The sequence below is a fragment of the Spiroplasma poulsonii genome (genome assembly GCF_009866525.1).
Taxonomy (GTDB): domain Bacteria; phylum Bacillota_I; class Bacilli_A; order Mycoplasmatales; family Mycoplasmataceae; genus Spiroplasma; species Spiroplasma poulsonii.
The window spans coordinates 1,581,118-1,602,831 of record NZ_CM020866.1 but is presented as its reverse complement, the minus strand read 5'-3'; the positions used below and the strand labels follow the sequence as shown (position 1 = coordinate 1,602,831).

Genomic DNA, 21,714 nt, shown 5'->3' with positions numbered 1-21,714 from the left:
TTCATTAATATCATAAGTATCCATTGATTTAAAAATTTTATCAATAAAATTATCAATATTAGATTTATCATTTTTATTCTTATGATTTTTATTCATCATTTGAAAAACGCCTTTTTTCTTTTTCATTTTTTTTTCTGTTTTTGTTGATTTTTCTTCATCAACACCAACATGCATAGTTGAAAGAAATATTTTATTTTCAACTCTTTTTTTATTTTCTCACATAGGTTCAAATGCCCCATCAATTTGAATATATAAAACATTATTTGGAATTTTAATTTTATTGTTATTTTTATTACTAATGTAATCGGTTTCTTCTAAATCTGCATTTTTAAAAATATTAGATATTGTTCTTTCACTAAGATTAGCGTTTTCGACAGTATCTAAAATATCTTTATATCTTTTTCCATCGCCTAAAAATGAAGTAATTTTATTTATTAAATTTTGTTCATTTCTTTGGTATTTTTTTAAACCTAATTCTTCATCCAAAGGATAGCGGTTTATATATTCATTTTTTTCTTCATCATATTTAACATATCTTCGTCTTTTTAAAGTTATATCTCCATCTTCTGTTTTAATTGTTTTTGGTATTTTTGATACAACCTTATATCCTTGTAATATTTTTCCTTGTTGATATAATTTAAATATCTCATTATCTCTTTCAATCAAGAAATTTTTAGTTTCATTGTTTGTTTCTATTATTTTATTTTCTTTATAATTTCCTAATAAATTTTGTTTTAATTCCATTTTATAATTTCCTTTCTTAATTAAAAAAATATTTTAAATTATGCTAGTTAATAAATTATGATATTTAATACTTAATATTATTTTATCAAAATGGGGGTACATGAAAAATGCAGGATTTTACAAAAATTAATAACAAAAAACGAATTACTAGTTATGAACATTTAAATAAAAAATATGATTTGAATTTTAGTGACTATAATTTTGGTTTTGATTGAGAAGTATTTAAAGAATTTGTTGGTGATAGTTATGCCCGATATTTTACTTCGCCAACTTTTTTTAAGTTTGTTTCAGCGGGGCGTGGTACTAATAAAACATGAAATCATTTAGCAGAAAAATTATTTTTTGCTTGTAATTTTACAGATGCTTCATCTAATATTTTACGAAGATATGCCAACACCCACGAAGATACTACATTTGGCGATACAATTAATGTCTGTAATTATCTATATGATAAATATGGGATTGATATAGGACCCGACAATGAAAATGGTATTGTTTGACCTAAAAATGTTAAAGAAGGCGGCGAGATTGTTTTTCCTAGTGGTGTTCGCATTGCTTTTGCGGGTTATGCTAATGGTAATAAAATTATGGGTAAAGTTGGTAAAGGTAGCGGTATTATATCGGCGTGAACAGATGAAATGATACATGCCGAAGAAAAAGAAATCTTAACTGATAAAGAATTAGATAAAAGATATAATAATTTAAGAGTTTCAATGTTTCGTTCTAAAAGTTTAAAAGTATCTTATGAAAAATATACCGATGAAAATAATAATGAACAATATAATCTAGATAATTCTATTCCTGTAAAAGAATTATCTTGGACATTTCAAGAATGAGATAACATAGCAAAACAACATATAACAGTAACAACATATTTTCATAAAACATATTCTAATCAATTTACTTTTAATCCTTTTGATAAATACCATGTATTTTATGAAAAATTTGTAACCCCATATTTACCCTTAAATGAAAGAATTAAAAATATTTTAAAAGAACATAACCAAGTATATTCAGAAAACAAACAAGCATTTAATGGTTTGGGTATTTTTAATTTACGATTAACAATGGGTTCTGTATGAAATAAAATACCTGATATTACTAAAAAACTTGTTTTAGCAAATAAAGAAGAGCGACCTGATTTATTTGAACTTGAATACTACGGTTTTGAATATAACGATAATGACCCCAGTATTTATGTTTTACGAAATTATCGTAAATATATTAAAGAGTATAATTTACAAGATTTTTATAATTCCAATACAAAACAGTATCAATTTGATAGTTATTCAATTGGTGTGGATTATGCTAATGGTAGTGAAGACCATACAGTGTTTTTATTTAGTGGTTATAAAATTAATGAAAATAATGAATATGATAAATATTTAATTGAAGAAAATGTTGTTACACCTAAAAACACAATGAATTTAAATGAAATAGTTGAATATTATGGACAATGAATAATTAATACATTTGATAAATTTGATGATTTTGAATATGCTACATTTCATTATGATATTAATGCCCACGACTTTATGCAAAAATTACAAGAAGATATTTATCCTTATTTGGGTTATAAAATTAAAATGTTTAAAGCCAAAAAACATCAGACATCCCTTAATAAAGAAGCAGGTATAATAAATCGTGTAACATGAATAAGAAAAATGTTTGTTCAAGGCAAAATATATGGCACATTAGATAACTTTCCATTTTTAGATAAATGCATTAGTGAACTAAGATTTAGTGACACCAAAACAAACACACCCGATAGTAAAATGTATCATGACCCATATGATGCTTTGTTTTATGGTTCTTATCCATATCGTTTTAAAATGAGAATATAAAAAAGGTTTTTAAAACCTTCTAACATTTATAAATTTTATTTACTTTTTATTTATTAAATAATTGGTATTTAATGACTTTTCTAAACTAGGTGATTTTTCTTGTATTTCATTACCATCATCATTTTTCAATAGTTCAGGATGACAATTTTTATAACTTAATTTAAGATGTTTTCTAACTGTATTAAAATCTAACACCTCAACTTCAATTTCATCACCAATATCAAAAAAATCTTTAATATCTTTAACAAAGTAATCTGAAACTTCACTAATATGGATTAAACCATCAGCCTTTTCTTCTCTACAAAAAGCACCATAAGGTGTAACGTTTGTTATTTTAACATTAACTTTATTTCCTTTTTTATACATAAATTAAATATACTTCCTTTCTTTAAATAATTTAATTATATCATTAAGACTATAAAAAATCATTTGCAGGAATTGGGCGAGCGGTTGATTTTCTTAAATTTTTGTGATAAAATGATTTACAAGTTAAAAAAATTTTTGAGATTCTTTCAAACAAATTTGGGAACCTTTATAAAATTCTTCGCTTAACGCTTAGAATTTTTCCCAAGTATTTTGAAAAGCGCGGCAAAAGTTTTTTTAAACTTTAAGTTATTTTTCACAAAACTATCGAAAATCACCGCGAGCCCAGATTAATGCAGTATAATCACAATAATAAACATATATTCACCTCCTTTCTAAAATAAACATATTTAAAAATGCTTGACTTGCATATATATATATATATATATAATGTCAATAGGTCTTGATAAAAATTTGCAAGATTAAATAAAGGAAATAACGAAATGAAAAAACTTTTAAGTTTATTAAGTGTATTAACTATTAGTGGAACTACAATGCCAACATTGGTTGCTAATATAAGTTATCCTTACAATAATTCAGATACAAGAATATCTTTTCAAGATAATCATGAAGAATGAGGATGGGGACCATCAAGAGGAAGAATTGATTTTAATGTTTTATCAAAAAAAATTGAATTTGGTGGTTTTGGATATGCTGATAATAAATTTGATACTTCAGTAACTATTCGTATTACAGATGAAAATAAAAATATTGTTAAAACAATTTTTATTAATAAAAATAAATCTTTAAATGATATTATTAGAGAATATAATTTACAAAATGGTATTGATTATAAAAATGGTTATTCTATTGATATTTGATCAGAAAAAGCAAATTCAACAATTTTTCATTATAAAAATAATTTAAATAATCGTGTATGAAATCTTTCAACCGGACCTCATACTGAAAAATTTATAATAATGAATGATAAATTGTGAGAGCCAAATATTTTAATAGAAAAATTTCCTAATTTAATAACTAGACCATTAGTTAGACGAACAAGTAATAATAATCAAAATAATTATGCACCAAATTTAGTAATAGATGAATGAGATGACAATCTTAGTCAATATTATGATTCTTTAATTAGTGTTGTAGATTATTTAAATAGAGAAGGAATAATAGAACAATTTGGCAGAACGAACGGCACTTACCGTTTAACTAACCAAAATGGATATTTTATTATAGGTATACAATTTCAAGGTTTATCTAGTTTAAATAATACTGTTGAATTAGTTTTTGATAGATCAAATTTATATCTTCAAGGATTTATATTAAGAGAAGATAATGGTAGACAAAATAGTGCTGATGGAACATATTATTATTTTTCAGATAGTACTTATAGAACAAATTTAGGAATTAATCATTTAACTAATGTTAATTTAAATTTTGGAGGAAGTTATACTAATTTAATCGCTGATGGAGATCTTAATATTTCTTCACAATCATTATTTAGTTCTTTTCGATTTTTAGCATCTTTTAATAATAGCAATCAACAAAGAATAAATATATCATCAAATTTAATGCGTATAATTTTAGCTACTTCAGAATCACTTAGATTTAACAATATAATTAGTACGATTCAACGTAATAATAATCCTATTTCATGGAGAAGCTATTTCTCAAATTTATTAACTAATTGAGGTTCAATGAGTCAAGAATTTATAAGACGAGTAAATAATATGAATAATGGTGTGCAAATTTGAGATCCTGTTAATGATAATTCTAGTAGAATTTCTCCAGCTTTAATGGCTTTTCTTTTAAATATAAGAATATTAAATAATAAATAATTAAAATTTCTTATAATAGGAATAAATTGAGTTTATTCTTATTTTTAATTAAATTATCAAAATTTATAAAAAACACAAAGGAGATAAATATGAAAAAAATATTAAGTCTTTTAGGAACAATAACTTTAATTGGAACAAGTACAACCAGTTTAGTTGCTTGTAATACATCACAATATAGTGAAGAACAATTAAAAAAACAAAAAGAAAAATACAAAATAGATACAAAAGATGGTATTTTAGAATGAATAGCACCACAAGAAAAACCATTTAATCAAATTGATAATAAATGATATTTTGTTGTATGAAAAACTAATAATTGAAATATTACTAAGTTTAAAAATAATACTTTAATAAATAGATGACATCCAAGTATTGAAATTGAAAATAAAAATGAAGATGAAAATTATAAATTAAATTTAGAATGAATAAGGGGACATGGAACAATCGTTATTCGTTCTTATAGTGTTATAAGTGATTGACCTGCTCCTAGATTTAAAACAATTTATCGATGAAATTTAGATACAAATATGCCCAATTTAATTGTTGGTAAAGATGGTATTATAAAAGTTAATTAATAAAAAAGTCATTTATTAAAATGACTTTTTTATATTTCTAATGTAATTAATGATAATTTTTCATTGTTTTTATTAAATAGTTGTAAATTATCAATATTAATTTGTTCTCTTACTGATGGATATAAAAATATTACACTATTTGATTGTTTTAGAAAATTAACAACCGCAATGTTTGAATAAGATTTTTCATCTTCAATACCATTTTTATATAAATATCAAACATTAAATTCTATTAATTGTAAATATGTATCTCTATCTTTTCCGCTGACTTTAGTTCCAATTTGTGTTTTTTCGATTAATTCTAAGTTTATATATTTTCCTTCAATAATTTTTTCAATTGGTTTTTCAATAAAAATATTTATATCATAGCTTCCATAACCTCATATACCAGATATTTCAATTTGATTTAAATTAAATAATTTTTTATCATAAGTTATTTTAATATTATCTACAACTAAATTTTTAGTCATATCCATTCAAAATGTTTTAGAATAAAGTAATCTATATCGTTGTGAATAATAGTCTTGGAATGGCAAGGGTTTTTTGGACAAATTTTATGTAGAGTAAAGATTTTTATATTCAATTGGTTTTAAATAATTTAATTTGCTGTGAATTCGTACATTATTGTATCAATTAACATAGTCAAATAATTCTAATTTAAATTGTTCAATATTTTTAAATTTTCTGTTTTTAATTAATTCTGTTTTTAAAATTTTATAGGTTGATTCAGAAACAGCATTATCATAAGGACAGCCTGGTTTACTATAAGATTTTGCAACATTGTTTTTAGCTAAAAGATTGTAAATGATATTGTTATTAAATTCGCTGCCTTGATCAGTATGAAATATTTTAATATTATCTAAAGAAAAACTAAGCTTTTTAAAAGTATTTTCAACTAATTTGGCATCTTTATGAGAACTAACATCATAACCAATAACTTCACGATTAAATAAATCAATTAGAAAGCACACATAATATCATTTGCTATTGATAGCAACTTGTGTTAAATCACTGACAACAACTTCATGTAGTTTATAATTATTAAATTCTTGATTTAACAAATTATGATATTTGTATATAGCGTTTTTGTTACTTTGATGTTTATATTTAAGTTTTGTATAATTGGAAATTAAGTTATATCTTTGCATTATTTTACTAATTTTTATTCGTGATAATAAAATATTTTGTTGTGCTAACATAACTTTAATTTTTCTTGTGCCATAATTTTTACGACTTTTTAAGAAAATACTGATAACAGCATTATCAATAGTATGGTTTGATTTAGGATTATTTGATTTCAATTGATAATAAAACGTTGATCTAGGAACTTTTAGTGTTTTGCATAAATTAGTAATTGCATATTTTTCTTTGTTGTTTTTAATAATTACTATTTTTTGCCTATTATCAGTGTGGCTTGCTTTAAAATATCATTTTCCATTCGTAATTGTTTAATTTCTTTTCTTAGATGAATTAGTTCATTTTCTTCTGGGCTTCGATTATCTTTTGCTTTAAATGAACCAGAATTATTGAATTCATAAATTCATTTTCAAACTGTTGATTTACCGACCTGATAGTCACTGGACAATTGTTTTGCTGTTTTACCTGTTTTATAAAGACTAACAATTTGTTGTTTAAATTCATCGGTATAATGATTCTTTGCCATAATTACACCTCCATTTATTAATTTAATTATAATCCTTACTCCACATTATTGTTGTCCAATTTATCTTAACCCATCCAGTATTGTTTTAATGGTTTTAATGAAAATGATTAGACAAATTGGCAGTAATAAATTTAGTTGTATTTTGACAGATAGAGGAAAAGAATTTTATAAATGAAAACCAATAGAAAAATCTTTTAAAATAAGAGTTTATTTTTGTGACCCTGGTAAACCAAAACAAAAAGCATTAGTTGAACGAATAAATAGAGATATAAGGCGATGATTTGGATCAAATGAACCTTTGATTAATATTCGTAGTAGATTAAAAAATGTTTTAAATATATTAAATACTACAATAAGACCTTGTTTAGAAAATTTTACATCAAAACAATATTTTAAAAAAATATTTGTTCATTAATTAGTTAATGTATATAATAAAAATAATAAAATTTATTAATTATTTTTGTGTTTAACAAATTATTTTCATCATTTTAATAATATAATTAGATTTTAGTAAAGGAGAAAAAATATATGTATGATAAAAATAACAAAATTATTGTAAAAATAACAAATATTACTCCCTATGGTGCTTTTTGTAGAGCAGAAAGAGCTGATGGTTTAATCCATATTAGTGAAGTTTCAGATTATTTTGTTAAAGATATTAAAGATTTTTTTGATATTGGTGATGAAATTGAAGTTGATGTGCTTGATTTTAATATAGTTAGAAAACATCTTAAATTAAGTTATAAAAATTGTCACCCTGAATTATTAAAAAATGATGATAAAGAAATTCAGGAAATAAAAACAGCATTCCAAAACTTAAATAAAAAACAAAATAAAACAGACAATATTGAAAATATTAATAAAATAAATGAAAATGAATAAATTAGTAAAATACAATAAAAAAGTAAAAAATAGTTTTTATACTACTTTTTACTTTTTTATTGTATTTTATTTTTAATTTGTTATAATAGTTTTAACTTTTTATGGTTTAGTTTTACAGTATACAAGGACATAAAAATATGAACAATAATAAATTTAATACTCTTAATGATAGAAAATGGTTAAAATTAACAGGAATAAAAAAATCCACTTTTAATAAAATGTTAGATATTTTAAAAGTTGCTGAAATAGAAAAATTTAAAAAAGGTGGTAAAACTAATAAATTATCATTAGAAAATAGATTATTGATGACTTTATTATATTGACGAGAATATCAGACTTATTTTCATCTTGGTAAAAGTTTTGATATTAGTGAGGCTAATTGTTATCGTAATATTAAGTGAATTGAAGATATTTTAATTAAAAACTCTGATTTTCAACAACTTGCTGGTAAAAAAGCACTAATAAATGATTATTTTAATGATAAAAATATTATTATTGATGCTACCGAAACTCCAATCCAACGCCCAAAAAAAGACAAAAACAATCTTATTCTGGTAAAAAGAAAAAACACACGATCAAAACACAAGTAATTATCGAACAAGAAACCAAAAAAATTATTGCAACAAGTTTTTCGCTCGGAAAAAAACATGATTATGCTTTATTTAAAGAATCAAAAATCCCAATTTTAAAAAATACCAAATTAATAGTTGATAGTGGTTATCAAGGAATACAAAAAAATCACAATAATGTTCTAATACCTACAAAGAAAACAAAGAAAAATCCTTTAAACAAAGAACAAAAGCAATATAATAGACTAGTTTCAAAAATGAGAATTATTATTGAAAATATTTTTACTATTCTTAAAAAATTTAAAATTATTACAGAAAAATATCGTAATCGAAGAAAAAGATTTGGTTTAAGATTTAATTTAATTGCCTCAATTTATAATTTACAATTATTATATTTAACATAAAATATTTATTTAAAATTAAATAATTTAAATAATAAATTAATTTTTCGTTGTGGAAAAATATTAAATTTTTAAATAAAAAACATAATTAATTAAAATTATATTTTTCTATTAGTATCTTTTTTACAAATATTTGCAATTTTTTAACAAGTAATGCAAGAAGTCTATTTAAAGAATCAAAAATCCCAATTTTAAAAAATACCAAATTAATAGTTGATAGTGGTTATCAAGGAATACAAAAAAATCACAATAATGTTCTAATACCTACAAAGAAAACAAAGAAAAACCCTTTAAACAAAGAACAAAAGCAATATAATAGACTAGTTTCAAAAATGAGAATTATTATTGAAAATATTTTTGCTATTCTTAAAAAATTTAAAATTATTACAGAAAAATATCGTAATCGAAGAAAAAGATTTGGTTTAAGATTTAATTTAATTGCCTCAATTTATAATTTACAATTATTATATTTAACATAAAATATTTATTTAAAATTAAATAATTTAAATAATAAATTAATTTTTCGTTGTGGAAAAATATTAAATTTTTAAATAAAAAACATAATTAATTAAAATTATATTTTTCTATTAGTATCTTTTTTACAAATATTTGCAATTTTTTAACAAGTAATGCAAGAAGTCTATTAAACCATCATAGTTAGTATGAACCGCATAAACCGAAATTTGATGTTCTTTTAACCGTTTTAAAATTTCTTGTTTATACTTAATTTGTGCTCATACTTTTTTCTTATTAAAACAAAACGGATGATGCGTAATAATCACATTTGCTTTTTGGGCAATGGCTTCATCAATCACTTCTGTTGTTAAATCTAAACTAACAAAAACTTGCGTTATTTCATTATGTTTAAATTCCCATTGAAAACCGCTATAATCTCACTTCGCTGTTGTTTTTAACGGAAAATTAGTTTCAATTTCTTGATATAATTTTTTAATTAACATTAAATCACCTTATTTATCATTTTTAATTTTGCTCTAATTTCTTGATAACGTTTTGTTTTGACTGGAATTTTATTTAATAATGTTTGATAATAATCGTTTTTTAATAATCATTTTTCTTGAAAAAGTTTAGTTTGTTCTTTTCGCAATACTGGCCCGAACAGAATGTCTCTTTTGTTTTTAACTTTTTGCCCAGCAACTTTATTAATAACAATAATTTCATAAATAATTTCATTTTCTTTAATTAAAAGTTCTTTTTCAATAAAATATTTTTTTGCTTTAACTCATTGTCGTAAAATAGTTGGGTCATCATTTGAACACAAAATATAACGATCAATTAGATCTGAATCATTTTGTAAAATTTCAAGGATACTAGCACTACCTAATCCCGAAATAATACATGAATCAATTTTAATATTGGCAAGTCCATGCAAACCATTTGCTAAAATTGGGGTAATAATTTCACCAACTTGATATTTAGCAATATTTTTTTTTGCTTGTGCTAATGGTTTTTCTGCAATGTCACAAGCATAGGCTTTGGTAATTAAATTTCCTTTTGCCAAATAAATTGGAATCATTGCATGATCAGTTCCAATATCACAAATAACGTCTTTATCATTAACTTGCTTTGCAATTAATAATAAGCGTTCTGATAATCTATCCATGGTTTAAACACCTATCCTTTAAAAAAGTCTTTTAATACTTTTGCTTTTGAATTAGCTTGGTTTGGTTTAAATTTACGAATTGTTTTTGCCTCAATTTGACGAATACGCTCACGAGTAACCTTAAACTCTTTTCCCACTTCTTCTAAGGTTTTTGGCGAATCGTATTTCGACAAATGTTTATCAATTAGTTTATTTTTTCGACTTTGAACCTTTTCAATTGGTGTGTCATAATGAATATCTAACGCTTTTACTGTTTGCACCAATTCTGGAAAAGTTTCATCTTCACATTCCTTTGCCAATCTTAAAACAGTTCTTAATTTTGTTGGTAAAATTCCAAATCTCATTCTAATTACTTTATCTTCACGTGCTGATAAAATCTCATGAAAAACTTCATCAATTACTTCTCGTAATGATTCTTTCTCAGCATATTCATCAGGAGTAAAAATATCTTTGTCATCAACAAAGTCACCAAAATGAGTGTCATCTTCATCTCCAATTGGCTTTTCTAATGAAACTGGTTCAATTGATAAGCGCTTAATTTCACGCACTTTTTCACCAGTCATTCCCTGCCCCATTCTTTCAGCAATCTCATTAAAACTTGGTTCACGACCTAATTCTTGCGTTAACTGACGCTCAATTCTTGTTAATTTATTAATTGTTTCAACCATATGCACTGGAATTCGAATTGTTCGTGCCTGATCAGCAATTGCTCGTGTAATTGCTTGTCGAATTCATCATGTTGCATATGTTGAAAACTTAAATCCACGTGTATAGTCAAATTTATCAACCGCTTTCATTAAACCAATATTTCCTTCTTCAATTAAATCAGAAAAATCTAACCCCCGGTTTAAATGCTTACGAGCAACCGATACAACTAACTTTAAGTTTGAAGTAATCAACTTTTCACGTCCATAACGTTTTTCTTCGGGATCTGTTGCCTCCAGCATTTTAGCATATTTAATTTCTTCTTCACGGGTAAGAATTTTACTTGTTCCTAAAACATTAAAGTATGCTTTAATAATATCTTGAATTTTAGTTTCATTTGAAATTCCGCCAACTTTGTAGCGCAACTTATCCTCACTTTGTTTTTTTCCTGGTTTAATTACTTCTTCGACTTCTTCTAAATTTACATCGCTAAATTCAACCCCATTAGCAACTAATTCTTCAAAGTACTCGTCAACATCATTATCATCAATTTCAAAATGATCATTAATTAAAGTAATTAATTTTTCTTGTTCAATTTCATTGTTATTTTCTTCTAAAAATTTATTAATATAATCTTTAAATTCATCAAAAGTTTTTATTTCTCTGATGTCTTTTTTTGATAATCCCATTCTCTCTACCCCTTTTTAAACTTTAAACGTTGGTTCATCTTATCAATTTCCATTGAAATGGTTTGTTGTTCAATCAGATTATTTGCTTTTTCTAGTTTATTTCATAGCATTGCAATCTCTTTTTCATTGGCAAAATCATCAATTAGCAGCGCATAGTCTTCTAATTCTTTCTTATTATATTTAATTTTAATCGTTGATTTATCAATAATGTCCATTAACATCTTCTTTAAATCCGGATCATTTATTTCTTCACACAACATATTAATATTAACATTTTCTGCCCCTAAATGTCTATTATAATACATAATTATATCATTTGCTAGCAGTCGATAACTATTAAAATTCAAATATACGATTTTTGTCTGATAAAAATCAACGGCCTTTCGCGACACAAGTAATTGTAATAACATGTTTTGCTCTGCTAACATATAACGTTTTAAACTTTTAATTTTATATTTTGTTTTTTTAATGGCCTTAGAATCTTTAACAATTTCGGATGTTGACTTTTGTGCGGCCTTTGCAACTTCGGGGACAACAACTGGTGAAGGTGAGTCTAATGTTGAAGCATTTGTAATTGGTTTATAATACACTTTAATTTGGGTAATTTTTGTTTGAATTGTTTCACTTGAAATTCCCGTAATTCTTACCAAATTATTAATTGCTAGTTCTTGTTCTAAGGGATTGGGGCTTGCTTTAATTAAAGTTCCAACAACATTGATAAATTCTTCTAATTCATTTGCTTCTTCTAAATTAAATTTATTTTTAAAATAATCCAGTGCAAAATTAATTGGATGCATTGCATGGGTTAACATTGTCTGAATTAATTCTCCCTGACCACTATTGACCAATTCATCGGGGTCTTGCTGTGTTTCGTTTAAAACAATTTTTACTTTTAAATTATTAACTAATAATTTTGCTGCAACTTTTAAACTAGCATTAATTCCTGCTTGATCACCATCTAAAAAGACTAAGCATTCACCTGTTAACTTCTTAATTTCCTTAATATGATAATCACTTAAATTTGTCCCCATTAATGCAACGGTATTTTTAAGATCTAATTTATCTAAACTAATAACATCCATATATCCTTCTAACAAAATTAAATTATTTTGTTGGCGAATAAATGGTTTTGCTCGTTGAATATTATACATTAATTGTTCTTTTTTAAAGACTTTTGTTTCTGGGGTATTTAAATACTTTGCAACGTTGTCATCTTGCCCAATCACACGCCCCGAAAATCCAATAATATAACTATCCTCATTTTTAATTGGAAACATAACTCGATTATTAAAATAATCATAAACTTTCTCATTTTTAATCGTAATTAATCCGGTTTGTTGAATATCATTAATGCTATAGCCTTTTTTAATTAAAAAATGATATAAATGATCAAAACCACTTTCAGCATAACCAATATTAAATAACTCAATCGCTTGTTCATCAATTTTTCTTGTTGCTAAATATTCTTTTGCCGCACGAGCCTTTTTTGTTGCTAAGTTATTGCTAAAATAAGCTTGTGCTAAAGCATTAATTTCAAAAATTAATTTATCAGTTTCATCATATTTTGCTTTTTCTTGATAAGTTGTTAACTCATCTAAGGAAATATTAGTCATTCCTGCAACTTTTTTTAAAGCTTCAATAAAACTAATATTTTCATATTCTTGTAAAAAAGTAAAAACATTGCCACCAGCTGAACAAGCAAAACAACGATAAATTTGTTTTTCTGGTGAAATGCTCATTGAAGGATGTGAATCTTGATGGAAAGGACAAACAGCTCAATAATTTCGTCCCCGTTTTTCCAACGATAAATACTCTGACATTACTGTAACAATATTTACTTTTGACCGAATTAAATCAATCTTTTCATTACTAATTAATGCCATACCTTCCTCCTCCTTTTAATTATTTATTTTAATAATGCTTGAAAATGCTCTTCTAAATTAGCAATAGCAATTCGTTCTTGCACCATTGTATCACGATTACGAACAGTAACCTTTTGGTCTTCTAATGATTCAAAGTCAAAAGTAACACAAAATGGTGTTCCAATTGCATCTTGGCGACGATAACGTTTTCCAATGTTTCCCGTTTCATCATAGGTACATTGGAATTGATTTAATAATTTTTCATACAATTGATAAGCTACTTCATTTAATTGTTTACTTAATGGAATAACAGCAAGTTGATATGGTGCTAACAACGGACTTAATTTTAAAACAATTCGTGAATCATTATCACCAACTTGTTCAACATAATAAGCATCATATAAGATTGCTAACATTAAACGCCCAACCCCAACTGATGGTTCAATAACATGGGGTAAAATTTTTTCGTTTGTTTCTTGGTTTAAATAACTTAAATCTTGTTTACTCGTTATGCTATGTTGACGCAAATCAAAATCACCACGATCAGCAATCCCTCATAATTCACCTGTTCCAAATGGAAACTTATATTCAACATCAATTGTGTGTTTAGCATAATGGGCTAATTCATTGGCTTCATGGTTACAAAAAAGATAATTCTTAGGATTTAAATTAATCAAATTTAAAAATTTAGTAACTTCTTTAACTCAATATTCAAATCAATCTGTTTCTTCATTTGGATCATAAAAAAATTCTAACTCCATTTGTTCAAATTCACGTGTTCGAAAAATAAAATTTCCCGGTGTAATTTCATTTCGAAATGACTTTCCAATTTGGCCAATTCCAAATGGCAATTTTTTTCGCAATGAACGTTGAACATTTTTAAAATTAACAAAAATTCCTTGTGCTGTTTCTGGTCGTAAATAAACAATTGATTTTTCATCTTCTAACACACCCTGATTCGTCTTAAACATTAATTCAAACTGACGAATATCAGTAAAATCATACGCTCCACAATTTGGGCACACCAAATTCTTTTCTTCAATAAATGTTTTTAATTGTTCATTACTTCATCCCCCACAATTAAGGTCAGGATAATTATCTTCAATTAGTTTATCTGCTCGCATACGGGTTTTACATTTTCTACAATCTAATAATGGATCAGCAAAATTCCCTAAATGACCCGAAGCCTTTCACACATTATTGTTCATTAAAATTGCACTATCAAGACCAACATTATATTTCGATTTTGTAATAAAATGTTGCCATCATAAACTTTTTAAATTTCGTTCTAATTCAACACCTAATGGACCAAAATCTCAACTATTTGCTAAACCCCCATAAATTTCACTTCCTTGAAAAACAAAGCCTTGTGCTTTTAAATGATTAACAACTTCTTCTAATGTATATTGCATTAAATATAACTCCTTTTTATTTCTCCACCCTCAATTATACTATGTTATTATTTAAAATAAATTGATTTTTTCTGCATTTCATAAATACTATAAGAAAAAATCCCAACTTTCATTAAATAATACTCACATAGCATTTTAAATAAAATAATCATTTCTTTAACATTAATTTTGTTATGAAAATAAAAATTATCTAATGACGTTGTACTAAACATTTTTACTAATTCAATTGAAAAAAGATAATCTGTGGTCGTATAAATTATTTTGGGGTCTTAAATTAATATCTTAGAAATTGTGGAATAATATACCACTTACTTATTTAGATTGTATTACTTTTAATTTTATTGTCAATATATTTTTCTATTTTTTTAAATTTTTCCACAAAAAAAATACATTTTTATTAAAGTTATTTAATTTCTTAGATAAAACTAATAAAAATATAAGTTTTTTTGTAAATTATTATTTACAAAATTATTAACTGAATAATTAAATTTATTTTCTTCTAACAATTGTTCATTAGTATTAAATAAATTAATTTTATTTTTTAATCCCATCATACTAGCATTTAATTTATTTCTAATAGTTTTTTCACTATAAATAGCTTTTTTAATTATAGTGCCTTTTCAATAATGAGAAATATCACCTTCAATATCACAACCAATATTATTCCATAGTGTTTGGTTTTCAATTCCTTCTTTATTATTTTTAATTAATCTAATAGTTTTATTCAAAAAAATTAATTTAGCATCGCTTATAAAAGATTTACTATCTTCTAAACACTGTAATAATCCCTCATATTTACCATTATAAAAATTATCAACTGCTTTATGATATATTTCTCTATTTTCTTTGTTTTTACTTTGATATGGATATAGTTTTTTAAATCTACTTGTAAGATGAAATTTATCTATTGTATAGTGAATTTTATTTTTAGGAAAATATTGACGCATAAAATTTTTAGTATTTTTAATCCATAATGCACCATCACCTAAAATCATAATTTCAATATTAGGTGTCAATTTGAAATGAGTTTCAATTAAAGTAAATAATTTTATAAGAACTGGTTTTAAATTTGCTTCTTTTTTAAGATAATCTGGAATATTATCCATTTCAAAAACACCTAATTTATTTGCGATTACAGGTCTTTTTACAGTATATTTTTCTTCATCATACCCAGTATGTACAGTACATGCTATCGTATGTTTTTTTATCTTTTTTCTTCCTTGCTTTGTTGAATCTAACATTTTCAAATAAGTCCCATCCATTTGAATATATAAAGTGTGTGGAATATCTATTTTTTTATTACTTTTATTAAAGTAATATTCTTCGTCAGTTTTTGCATTTTTCATAATATTAGATACTGTCATTAAACTAATTTTTACATGCTCCATAGTATCTAAAATATCTTTATATCTTTTGTTCTCAGTAATAAATGATAATATTTTTTCTTTAACAGAATTATCTATTCTTTGTCATTTTTCAATTCCTAAAAGTTTATCCAAAGGAAAAATATATTCTTCTTTACCTGTTTCTGGATTAATTTTATAATATCTTCTTCTTTTAAAAGTTATTTTTCCATTTAAAATTACTAATGTTCTTTCAATTTTATCTTTTACTTTATAATCTTTAAATTCTTTTAAAGTTTTATCAATTTTGTAATTTTTAAAAATTCATTCATCATAATCTTCTGAACTTTGTTGAATAATTTCAATACTCTGTATATATAATAAATTAATAAAATTATTAAAAAAATTGTTATCAACATTCATCATTTTTTACCCTCTTTCCTTAGTTCTACACATTAACACAAAAATAATAAAAATGCAAAAAAAGATATTATTTTTTATTTATTATGTTATAATTTAAGTGTTAATTATTAGCAAATTAATTTAACTGAAAAAAGTAAAGTAATTTACTTTTTTTTATTTTGATGTAAAATATAGATAATAAAAAAAAGAACCCTGTCAAGTTCTTCTGTACATGTTTTTCTCTACTTATATTTAACCATATAAAAGGAGTAAAAATGAAAGAATTTAATCCAAAAACAGCAAGTTTGGCGACTTTTTATCGTAAAATAGAGCAATTTTGAGAAAATAAATCACCTAATAAACCATATACTTTGAATGATTTAACCAATGAATTCAATCTTTCTCGCAAGTGAAGATATGATACTTATGCGAGCGAAAAGATAGTTCCTTTGCTTGAAAAACAAGTTGATAGAATTGAAAGTGAAATAATTAATTTTATGATGAAATCACCTGATGGTGCTAAATTATATTGACAACGAGCATTTAATTATAAATATTCACTGCAAGAAAAACAGTTAGAACAAGAATTAAACTTAAATAATCAACAGCCAATAATTGTTAATTTACAAACGGATATTAGAGATATTAAAAAAGAAAGTGATAATAATGCTTAATCATTTTACTTATTTGTTAGAAACACCTTATTGGTTATTACAAAATAGTAATGTTGGTAATAAATATCCCTTTGCAAAGAAATATGAGTTAGTTAATGAAATTAATCAAATTGGGACACGATATAGTGGTAAGACTATTTCAAATATTAAAATGTTTGGTGAATTATTAAAAATTAGTTTATTGATTAAAGAACCAATTTGTATCATTGCTAGTATGTATTGGAGTAAAGATTTAAAAGATAGTGTATTTCAAAATATATGAAATATGTTAGATGAAAATAATATTCCTTATACTATTAATTTATCTAATTTTACTTTTACTTTATCAAATGGGAGCAAAATATATTGTAAAGGTTTACATTCACCAAGTCGGAAAGAAAAATTAAAAGCTTTTGCTGATTTGAATAAATATAAATTAGTTATTGATTGAAGAGAAGAATGTGACCAATTTCAACAAAAAGATTTAAGTGATTTAGAGTTTGCTATTCGTGGTTATCAAAATAAAATAACAATTAATACATGTAATCCTGAGAGTTTAAAAAGATATATTGTTGGTTATTGTAATGAATTAATGCCTTTTGATGAACAAATAATGCGTAGTAAATATGAACAAATTAAATATATTGAAAAATGAAATATGAAGATTATTATTCATTATTCTAGTTGAAGACTTAATTAAGAATTACCACAAGATAAAGTTAATGAACAATTAAGATTAGAACAATTAGATATTGAAAGAGCAAGAGTATGAAGTTGAGGATTGCCCGGTAATACTAGTGGTTCAATCTTTGCAATATATATTGATATTATGCAAGCAACAGATATTATTCAACCAACGAAATTATTAGGTGGTGTTGATTTAGCAAACTCTACTAGTCCCAAAGGACATACAACAGCAGCGAGTTTTTGAATATATAATTCATTTGATAAAAAAGCATATAAAGTAGCAGAATATACACACTCAAATGCTACTCAACAATTTAAAGGACCATTAGAACAAGTAAAAGATATTTTAGAATTTTACAACAATCAATTAAATCAATATTTTCACTTAATTCAGCAAGGTATATCAATTAATGTTGATGATAGTGCCTATGCAACATTAGAAAGTTTAAATAGAGAAAAATATAATTATACTTTTGGTCAATACATGAATTTTAAACCAGCACAAAAGCAGAAGTTTAAAATAAAGCATCGTATTGAGGCAATTACAATGTTAATTAATACTAATCAATTAAAATGATTATGAGAAAAATGTCCTGTAAGTAAAACCCAATATGAATTAATTCAATGAGAAGATAAACCAGATGCCAGAGAAGAACGAATGTTAGATTTATATGATGATACATTTGATAGTGATTTTTATGCTTTACACTTTGAATTAGTACCAATGGTTAAACATAATAGTTCAGCAGATTATAAATTATGACAACAAAGGGAGTGATTAACTTAATGAAAAAAGATATTTATGTAATACATGATGAGCGTGTAATAAATGCAAAAAGACCTTATATGTCTGTTTGTGGACAAGTTAAAAAAAGACTTTGTAAAGAATTAAAAAAAGATAATATCGCAATATGTAAATTAAATTTATATAACGAATATATTAAGAAATATCAAAAAGTTAAAGTATGTGTACAAGTTTTAGCAAATGAACCAAATTTATTAACAGTAAATATTATTAATTATGCACTTATTTTAAAATTAAAGGAGAAAAATAATAATGAATAATACTTTCCCTAGTTTACCAAATTTAAATGATATTAATAGTGTTTTAAAATTTTATAATTATGATTGAACTATTAATTTAGCAAATATTATTGCTCGTCATCAAATGCGATTAGTAAATGGTAAAGATATTTTATTTAAATCTCATCGTAAAGACATTTTAGAAAAATTAAACTGATGATATGAAACTTATAAAATAAAAGAAAAATTAGATAAAAATGAATTAACAGCAAGTTTAATGGGTAAAACAATCTTTGGTTTATTAGAGACTAATGACGGCAATATTGATTTATGAATTAACCCTTTTAACTTTACATCACGAGTAAGTAAAATAAATGAAATTGAACAAGGTGCTGATATTTGATTAAATTATCATCAAAGTGATAGTGGATTTATATTAAATTTAATTTGTACCAAAGATAAAATAGTTATTAAAGGTTGACCAAAAAATAATGAAGTAGTTGTTGGACAAAGTAAAACACAAATTAAAGATGATGTTAGACCTGTTTTAGTACAAGAATTTAAAAACAAATTAGGTATTGTCCCTTTTTGAGAAATGATTAATGAACCTAATCCATTATTTTTATCAACTTCAACAACATTAAACCCTTGACCTACTATGACAAATTGTTATAAATTACAATTTGATTTAGAAGATAGTTTTAATATTAAATCAAAAGAAAGATGAGCAAATCGTACGCATTAATATGGAATATTAGATGATGATTTAATGACTGCTTATAACAAAGGCAATAAAAAAGTATTGCAAGATGTATTTGATGATATTTTTATTCAATCAGGTCAATCAGCCGTAGATGGTCAATTATCACAATCTTTACAAGTGGTACAAGGTACACCAACCTTAGAAACATATACCGAAGACCAAAAATCAATTATTGAACAAGTATACTTAGCATGTCATTTTTCTAGTCCTTTTGGTGATAAATCAGATAATGACCAAAATAAAACACAATCTTTATTAACTAAAACCAAAGATTTAGAAAAACAAGCATATTTACAAGCATATCGTAAACAATATTATACAAAGATGTTTGATACTGTTTTAAAATATTATGGTTTATGAGATGGTGTTGGTGAACGACCTTATGGTTTTGATTTTGTTAGTGCTAGTTTAGTTGACCAAATGCGACAAAATGAATTAATTACTGCTAGATTAGATAATGGCACAATGGAACCAATAAGAGCAATTACTGAATATGATAATATTGATGAATTAGAAGCAAACAAATATTTTGAAAAAATAGAAAAATGACAAGATAAAATGCAAACCAAAGAAATTGAACATAATAATAAATTACTAGAATATGATGAAACTGGTAATAATCAAAATGCCTTACAAGGTAGAACAGAAATTAAGGAGAATTAACAAATGAGTAGAATTAATCCCGGAGTTATCGAAGAATTAAGAAGACAAGCCCACGATACTTTAATAGATATCAGAGAAAACATAAAAGACAATCGTCATTGAATGGTATTTCCTTTTAATGTTTATAGTTCATATATCCCTGATACTGAAACAGGATGAAAACCTAATAATGCAAAACCAAGTGATTATGGTAGTTATTCACGCATATTTGATAATATGGAAAGTACTATTGCTCAATGACAAAATAGTTTAAAAATAGTACAAAAATATAAAGGTGAAGAAATTAATATATTAACGATTGATGATTTTAATAAACAGCCAATTAATTCAACTATATGAGCCAATAATGAAACACCATTTGCTATAAAATTAAAAGATGAAAATAATAATGTTTATTGAAAATTAATTGATGGTGAAAATATTTATGATATTAATAGAATGCTAGAATACTTAAAGCAATATAAATTAAGTTATTTTATGAATAATGATAATAAAGCAGATAATTTTTATACTAAAGAAGTTAAGGTTGGGAAATATTGAGATGCTTATATGATTGATGATAGAAGTTCAATTCAATTTGGTGAAGCTAAATTTGAACAAGTATTTACTCAACAATCAACTGAAAGACAATATACTTTATTAATTTTAGATGAAGATGTCAATAAATTAAATATTAATGATTATTATAATTTTTATACTGTATTTAATGACCGTGGTTTAAATATTGGTGGGGGTAATATTAATTCTGCACCACAAGATAGACAATGATTATATCCATCTAATGTTATTAATTATTATTCACCTTATGATGGTAGTTTTTTATGACAAGAAATTACATTTTCAAGTATTAATGACAAAATTAGTAATAGTGGTTTATCAGTAAGACAATTTATACAAACAAGTGCCCCAGGTGAAGGTTATTGTTTTCCTAAAATAACTTATGATGAAAACTAAATAAAGGTATTGTTGAATTAGATGAAGTTTTATTAAAAGACCGGGGGTTAGAGCAATGGCAGTTAAATTTTATGGTAATCCTATCTTTTTTGATATGCCTGTAATTGGTCGGCCAATTATTAAAGGTCAATTTAATAAAAAAGTTATGAATTCAAGAGATTTATTA

At 24.6% G+C, this 21,714-nt stretch carries 27 protein-coding genes; 15 read left to right on the top strand and 12 right to left on the bottom strand.

Going from position 1 to position 21,714, the window contains the following annotated elements; all coding sequences use genetic code 4:
* The coding region (locus MSROBK_RS09080) for a UPF0236 family transposase-like protein (RefSeq protein ID WP_159373262.1) at positions 1-744 on the bottom strand (744 nt) is incomplete at its 3' end.
* 107 nt (positions 745-851) lie between these two features.
* Between MSROBK_RS09080 and MSROBK_RS09075 the strand changes: the two genes are divergently transcribed.
* A complete protein-coding gene (locus MSROBK_RS09075) occupies positions 852-2,588 on the top strand; it encodes a hypothetical protein (protein WP_040094169.1) in 1,737 nt (578 codons plus the stop codon).
* Between the two features lie 39 nt (positions 2,589-2,627).
* Here MSROBK_RS09075 and MSROBK_RS09070 read toward each other — a convergent pair whose 3' ends face one another.
* On the bottom strand, positions 2,628-2,954 hold the full coding sequence (locus MSROBK_RS09070) for a S1 RNA-binding domain-containing protein (protein WP_040094168.1): 327 nt from the start codon (positions 2,952-2,954) through the stop codon (positions 2,628-2,630).
* Between the two features lie 440 nt (positions 2,955-3,394).
* On the opposite strand from MSROBK_RS09070, the gene MSROBK_RS09065 reads away from it, so the two are divergent.
* A complete protein-coding gene (locus MSROBK_RS09065) occupies positions 3,395-4,741 on the top strand; it encodes a ribosome-inactivating family protein (RefSeq protein ID WP_040092751.1) in 1,347 nt (448 codons plus the stop codon).
* Positions 4,742-4,830: 89 nt separating this feature from the next.
* Positions 4,831-5,316, top strand: a complete 486-nt coding sequence (locus tag MSROBK_RS09060; protein ID WP_040094166.1) for a lipoprotein — start codon at positions 4,831-4,833, stop codon at positions 5,314-5,316.
* Positions 5,317-5,345: 29 nt separating this feature from the next.
* Here MSROBK_RS09060 and MSROBK_RS09055 read toward each other — a convergent pair whose 3' ends face one another.
* The 3 genes from MSROBK_RS09055 to MSROBK_RS09045 form a co-directional block, all read right to left on the bottom strand.
* Positions 5,346-5,792, bottom strand: coding sequence for a hypothetical protein (locus MSROBK_RS09055; protein WP_040094164.1), 447 nt, complete (start codon positions 5,790-5,792; stop codon positions 5,346-5,348).
* Positions 5,793-5,870: 78 nt separating this feature from the next.
* Positions 5,871-6,671 (bottom strand): IS3 family transposase, encoded by an 801-nt coding sequence (locus MSROBK_RS09050; protein WP_242441494.1) that lies wholly within the window; start codon positions 6,669-6,671, stop codon positions 5,871-5,873.
* A 32-nt stretch (positions 6,672-6,703) separates the two neighbouring features.
* A complete protein-coding gene (locus tag MSROBK_RS09045) occupies positions 6,704-6,979 on the bottom strand; it encodes an IS3 family transposase (protein WP_040092565.1) in 276 nt (91 codons plus the stop codon).
* 88 nt (positions 6,980-7,067) lie between these two features.
* Here MSROBK_RS09045 and MSROBK_RS11240 point away from each other — a divergent pair, with 88 nt between their 5' ends.
* The 5 genes from MSROBK_RS11240 (at position 7,068) to MSROBK_RS09025 (ending at position 9,310) form a co-directional block, all read left to right on the top strand.
* On the top strand, positions 7,068-7,394 hold the full coding sequence (locus MSROBK_RS11240; protein ID WP_040094159.1) for a DDE-type integrase/transposase/recombinase: 327 nt from the start codon (positions 7,068-7,070) through the stop codon (positions 7,392-7,394).
* Positions 7,395-7,507: 113 nt separating this feature from the next.
* Positions 7,508-7,861, top strand: coding sequence for a S1 RNA-binding domain-containing protein (locus MSROBK_RS09035; protein ID WP_052443440.1), 354 nt, complete (start codon positions 7,508-7,510; stop codon positions 7,859-7,861).
* Between the two features lie 137 nt (positions 7,862-7,998).
* A complete protein-coding gene (locus MSROBK_RS14165) occupies positions 7,999-8,451 on the top strand; it encodes an IS5 family transposase (RefSeq protein WP_040094157.1) in 453 nt (150 codons plus the stop codon).
* The gene (locus MSROBK_RS14160) at positions 8,436-8,834 is read left to right on the top strand and encodes an IS5/IS1182 family transposase (protein WP_040092905.1); all 399 of its coding nucleotides are present in this window, start codon (positions 8,436-8,438) and stop codon (positions 8,832-8,834) included. The genes MSROBK_RS14165 and MSROBK_RS14160 overlap by 16 nt, the downstream gene beginning before the upstream one ends.
* A gap of 89 nt (positions 8,835-8,923) precedes the next feature.
* Positions 8,924-9,310, top strand: coding sequence for a transposase family protein (locus MSROBK_RS09025; protein ID WP_084218050.1), 387 nt, complete (start codon positions 8,924-8,926; stop codon positions 9,308-9,310).
* Between the two features lie 120 nt (positions 9,311-9,430).
* Here MSROBK_RS09025 and MSROBK_RS09020 read toward each other — a convergent pair whose 3' ends face one another.
* From MSROBK_RS09020 to MSROBK_RS08990, 7 genes are all read right to left on the bottom strand, one after another.
* Positions 9,431-9,790 (bottom strand): Nif3-like dinuclear metal center hexameric protein, encoded by a 360-nt coding sequence (locus MSROBK_RS09020; protein ID WP_052443540.1) that lies wholly within the window; start codon positions 9,788-9,790, stop codon positions 9,431-9,433.
* Entirely contained in the window at positions 9,790-10,452 is a 663-nt protein-coding gene (locus MSROBK_RS09015) for a tRNA (adenine(22)-N(1))-methyltransferase (protein WP_040094153.1), read from the bottom strand. The genes MSROBK_RS09020 and MSROBK_RS09015 overlap by 1 nt, the downstream gene beginning before the upstream one ends.
* Before the next feature lie 11 nt (positions 10,453-10,463).
* Positions 10,464-11,786: a sigma-70 family RNA polymerase sigma factor gene (locus MSROBK_RS09010; protein ID WP_040094151.1), complete on the bottom strand. Its 1,323-nt coding sequence runs from the start codon at positions 11,784-11,786 to the stop codon at positions 10,464-10,466.
* A gap of 5 nt (positions 11,787-11,791) precedes the next feature.
* Entirely contained in the window at positions 11,792-13,669 is a 1,878-nt protein-coding gene (gene dnaG, locus MSROBK_RS09005) for a DNA primase (protein ID WP_040094149.1), read from the bottom strand.
* Positions 13,670-13,692: 23 nt separating this feature from the next.
* Positions 13,693-15,060, bottom strand: a complete 1,368-nt coding sequence (locus MSROBK_RS09000) for a glycine--tRNA ligase (RefSeq protein ID WP_040094147.1) — start codon at positions 15,058-15,060, stop codon at positions 13,693-13,695.
* Positions 15,061-15,107: 47 nt separating this feature from the next.
* The gene (locus MSROBK_RS08995; RefSeq protein WP_227991238.1) at positions 15,108-15,272 is read right to left on the bottom strand and encodes a hypothetical protein; all 165 of its coding nucleotides are present in this window, start codon (positions 15,270-15,272) and stop codon (positions 15,108-15,110) included.
* A gap of 213 nt (positions 15,273-15,485) precedes the next feature.
* Complete coding sequence (locus MSROBK_RS08990; protein WP_084217920.1) at positions 15,486-16,829, bottom strand: Mbov_0401 family ICE element transposase-like protein; 1,344 nt, start codon at positions 16,827-16,829, stop codon at positions 15,486-15,488.
* A gap of 251 nt (positions 16,830-17,080) precedes the next feature.
* Here MSROBK_RS08990 and MSROBK_RS08985 point away from each other — a divergent pair, with 251 nt between their 5' ends.
* The 7 genes from MSROBK_RS08985 to MSROBK_RS08955 all read left to right on the top strand — a co-directional run bounded on the left by MSROBK_RS08985 (position 17,081) and on the right by MSROBK_RS08955 (position 21,548).
* Positions 17,081-17,479, top strand: a complete 399-nt coding sequence (locus MSROBK_RS08985; RefSeq protein WP_040092461.1) for a hypothetical protein — start codon at positions 17,081-17,083, stop codon at positions 17,477-17,479.
* A complete protein-coding gene (locus tag MSROBK_RS08980; protein WP_040094145.1) occupies positions 17,472-18,158 on the top strand; it encodes a phage terminase large subunit in 687 nt (228 codons plus the stop codon). The genes MSROBK_RS08985 and MSROBK_RS08980 overlap by 8 nt, the downstream gene beginning before the upstream one ends.
* Before the next feature lie 81 nt (positions 18,159-18,239).
* The gene (locus tag MSROBK_RS08975) at positions 18,240-18,932 is read left to right on the top strand and encodes a PBSX family phage terminase large subunit (RefSeq protein WP_040094143.1); all 693 of its coding nucleotides are present in this window, start codon (positions 18,240-18,242) and stop codon (positions 18,930-18,932) included.
* Complete coding sequence (locus tag MSROBK_RS08970) at positions 18,932-19,210, top strand: hypothetical protein (protein WP_040092467.1); 279 nt, start codon at positions 18,932-18,934, stop codon at positions 19,208-19,210. Before MSROBK_RS08975 ends, MSROBK_RS08970 begins: the two co-directional genes overlap by 1 nt.
* Positions 19,203-19,913, top strand: a complete 711-nt coding sequence (locus MSROBK_RS08965; RefSeq protein WP_105629014.1) for a hypothetical protein — start codon at positions 19,203-19,205, stop codon at positions 19,911-19,913. Before MSROBK_RS08970 ends, MSROBK_RS08965 begins: the two co-directional genes overlap by 8 nt.
* Before the next feature lie 24 nt (positions 19,914-19,937).
* Positions 19,938-20,594, top strand: coding sequence for a hypothetical protein (locus tag MSROBK_RS08960; RefSeq protein ID WP_105629013.1), 657 nt, complete (start codon positions 19,938-19,940; stop codon positions 20,592-20,594).
* Between the two features lie 3 nt (positions 20,595-20,597).
* Positions 20,598-21,548, top strand: a complete 951-nt coding sequence (locus MSROBK_RS08955) for a hypothetical protein (protein ID WP_159373261.1) — start codon at positions 20,598-20,600, stop codon at positions 21,546-21,548.
* Positions 21,549-21,714: the final 166 nt, after the last annotated feature.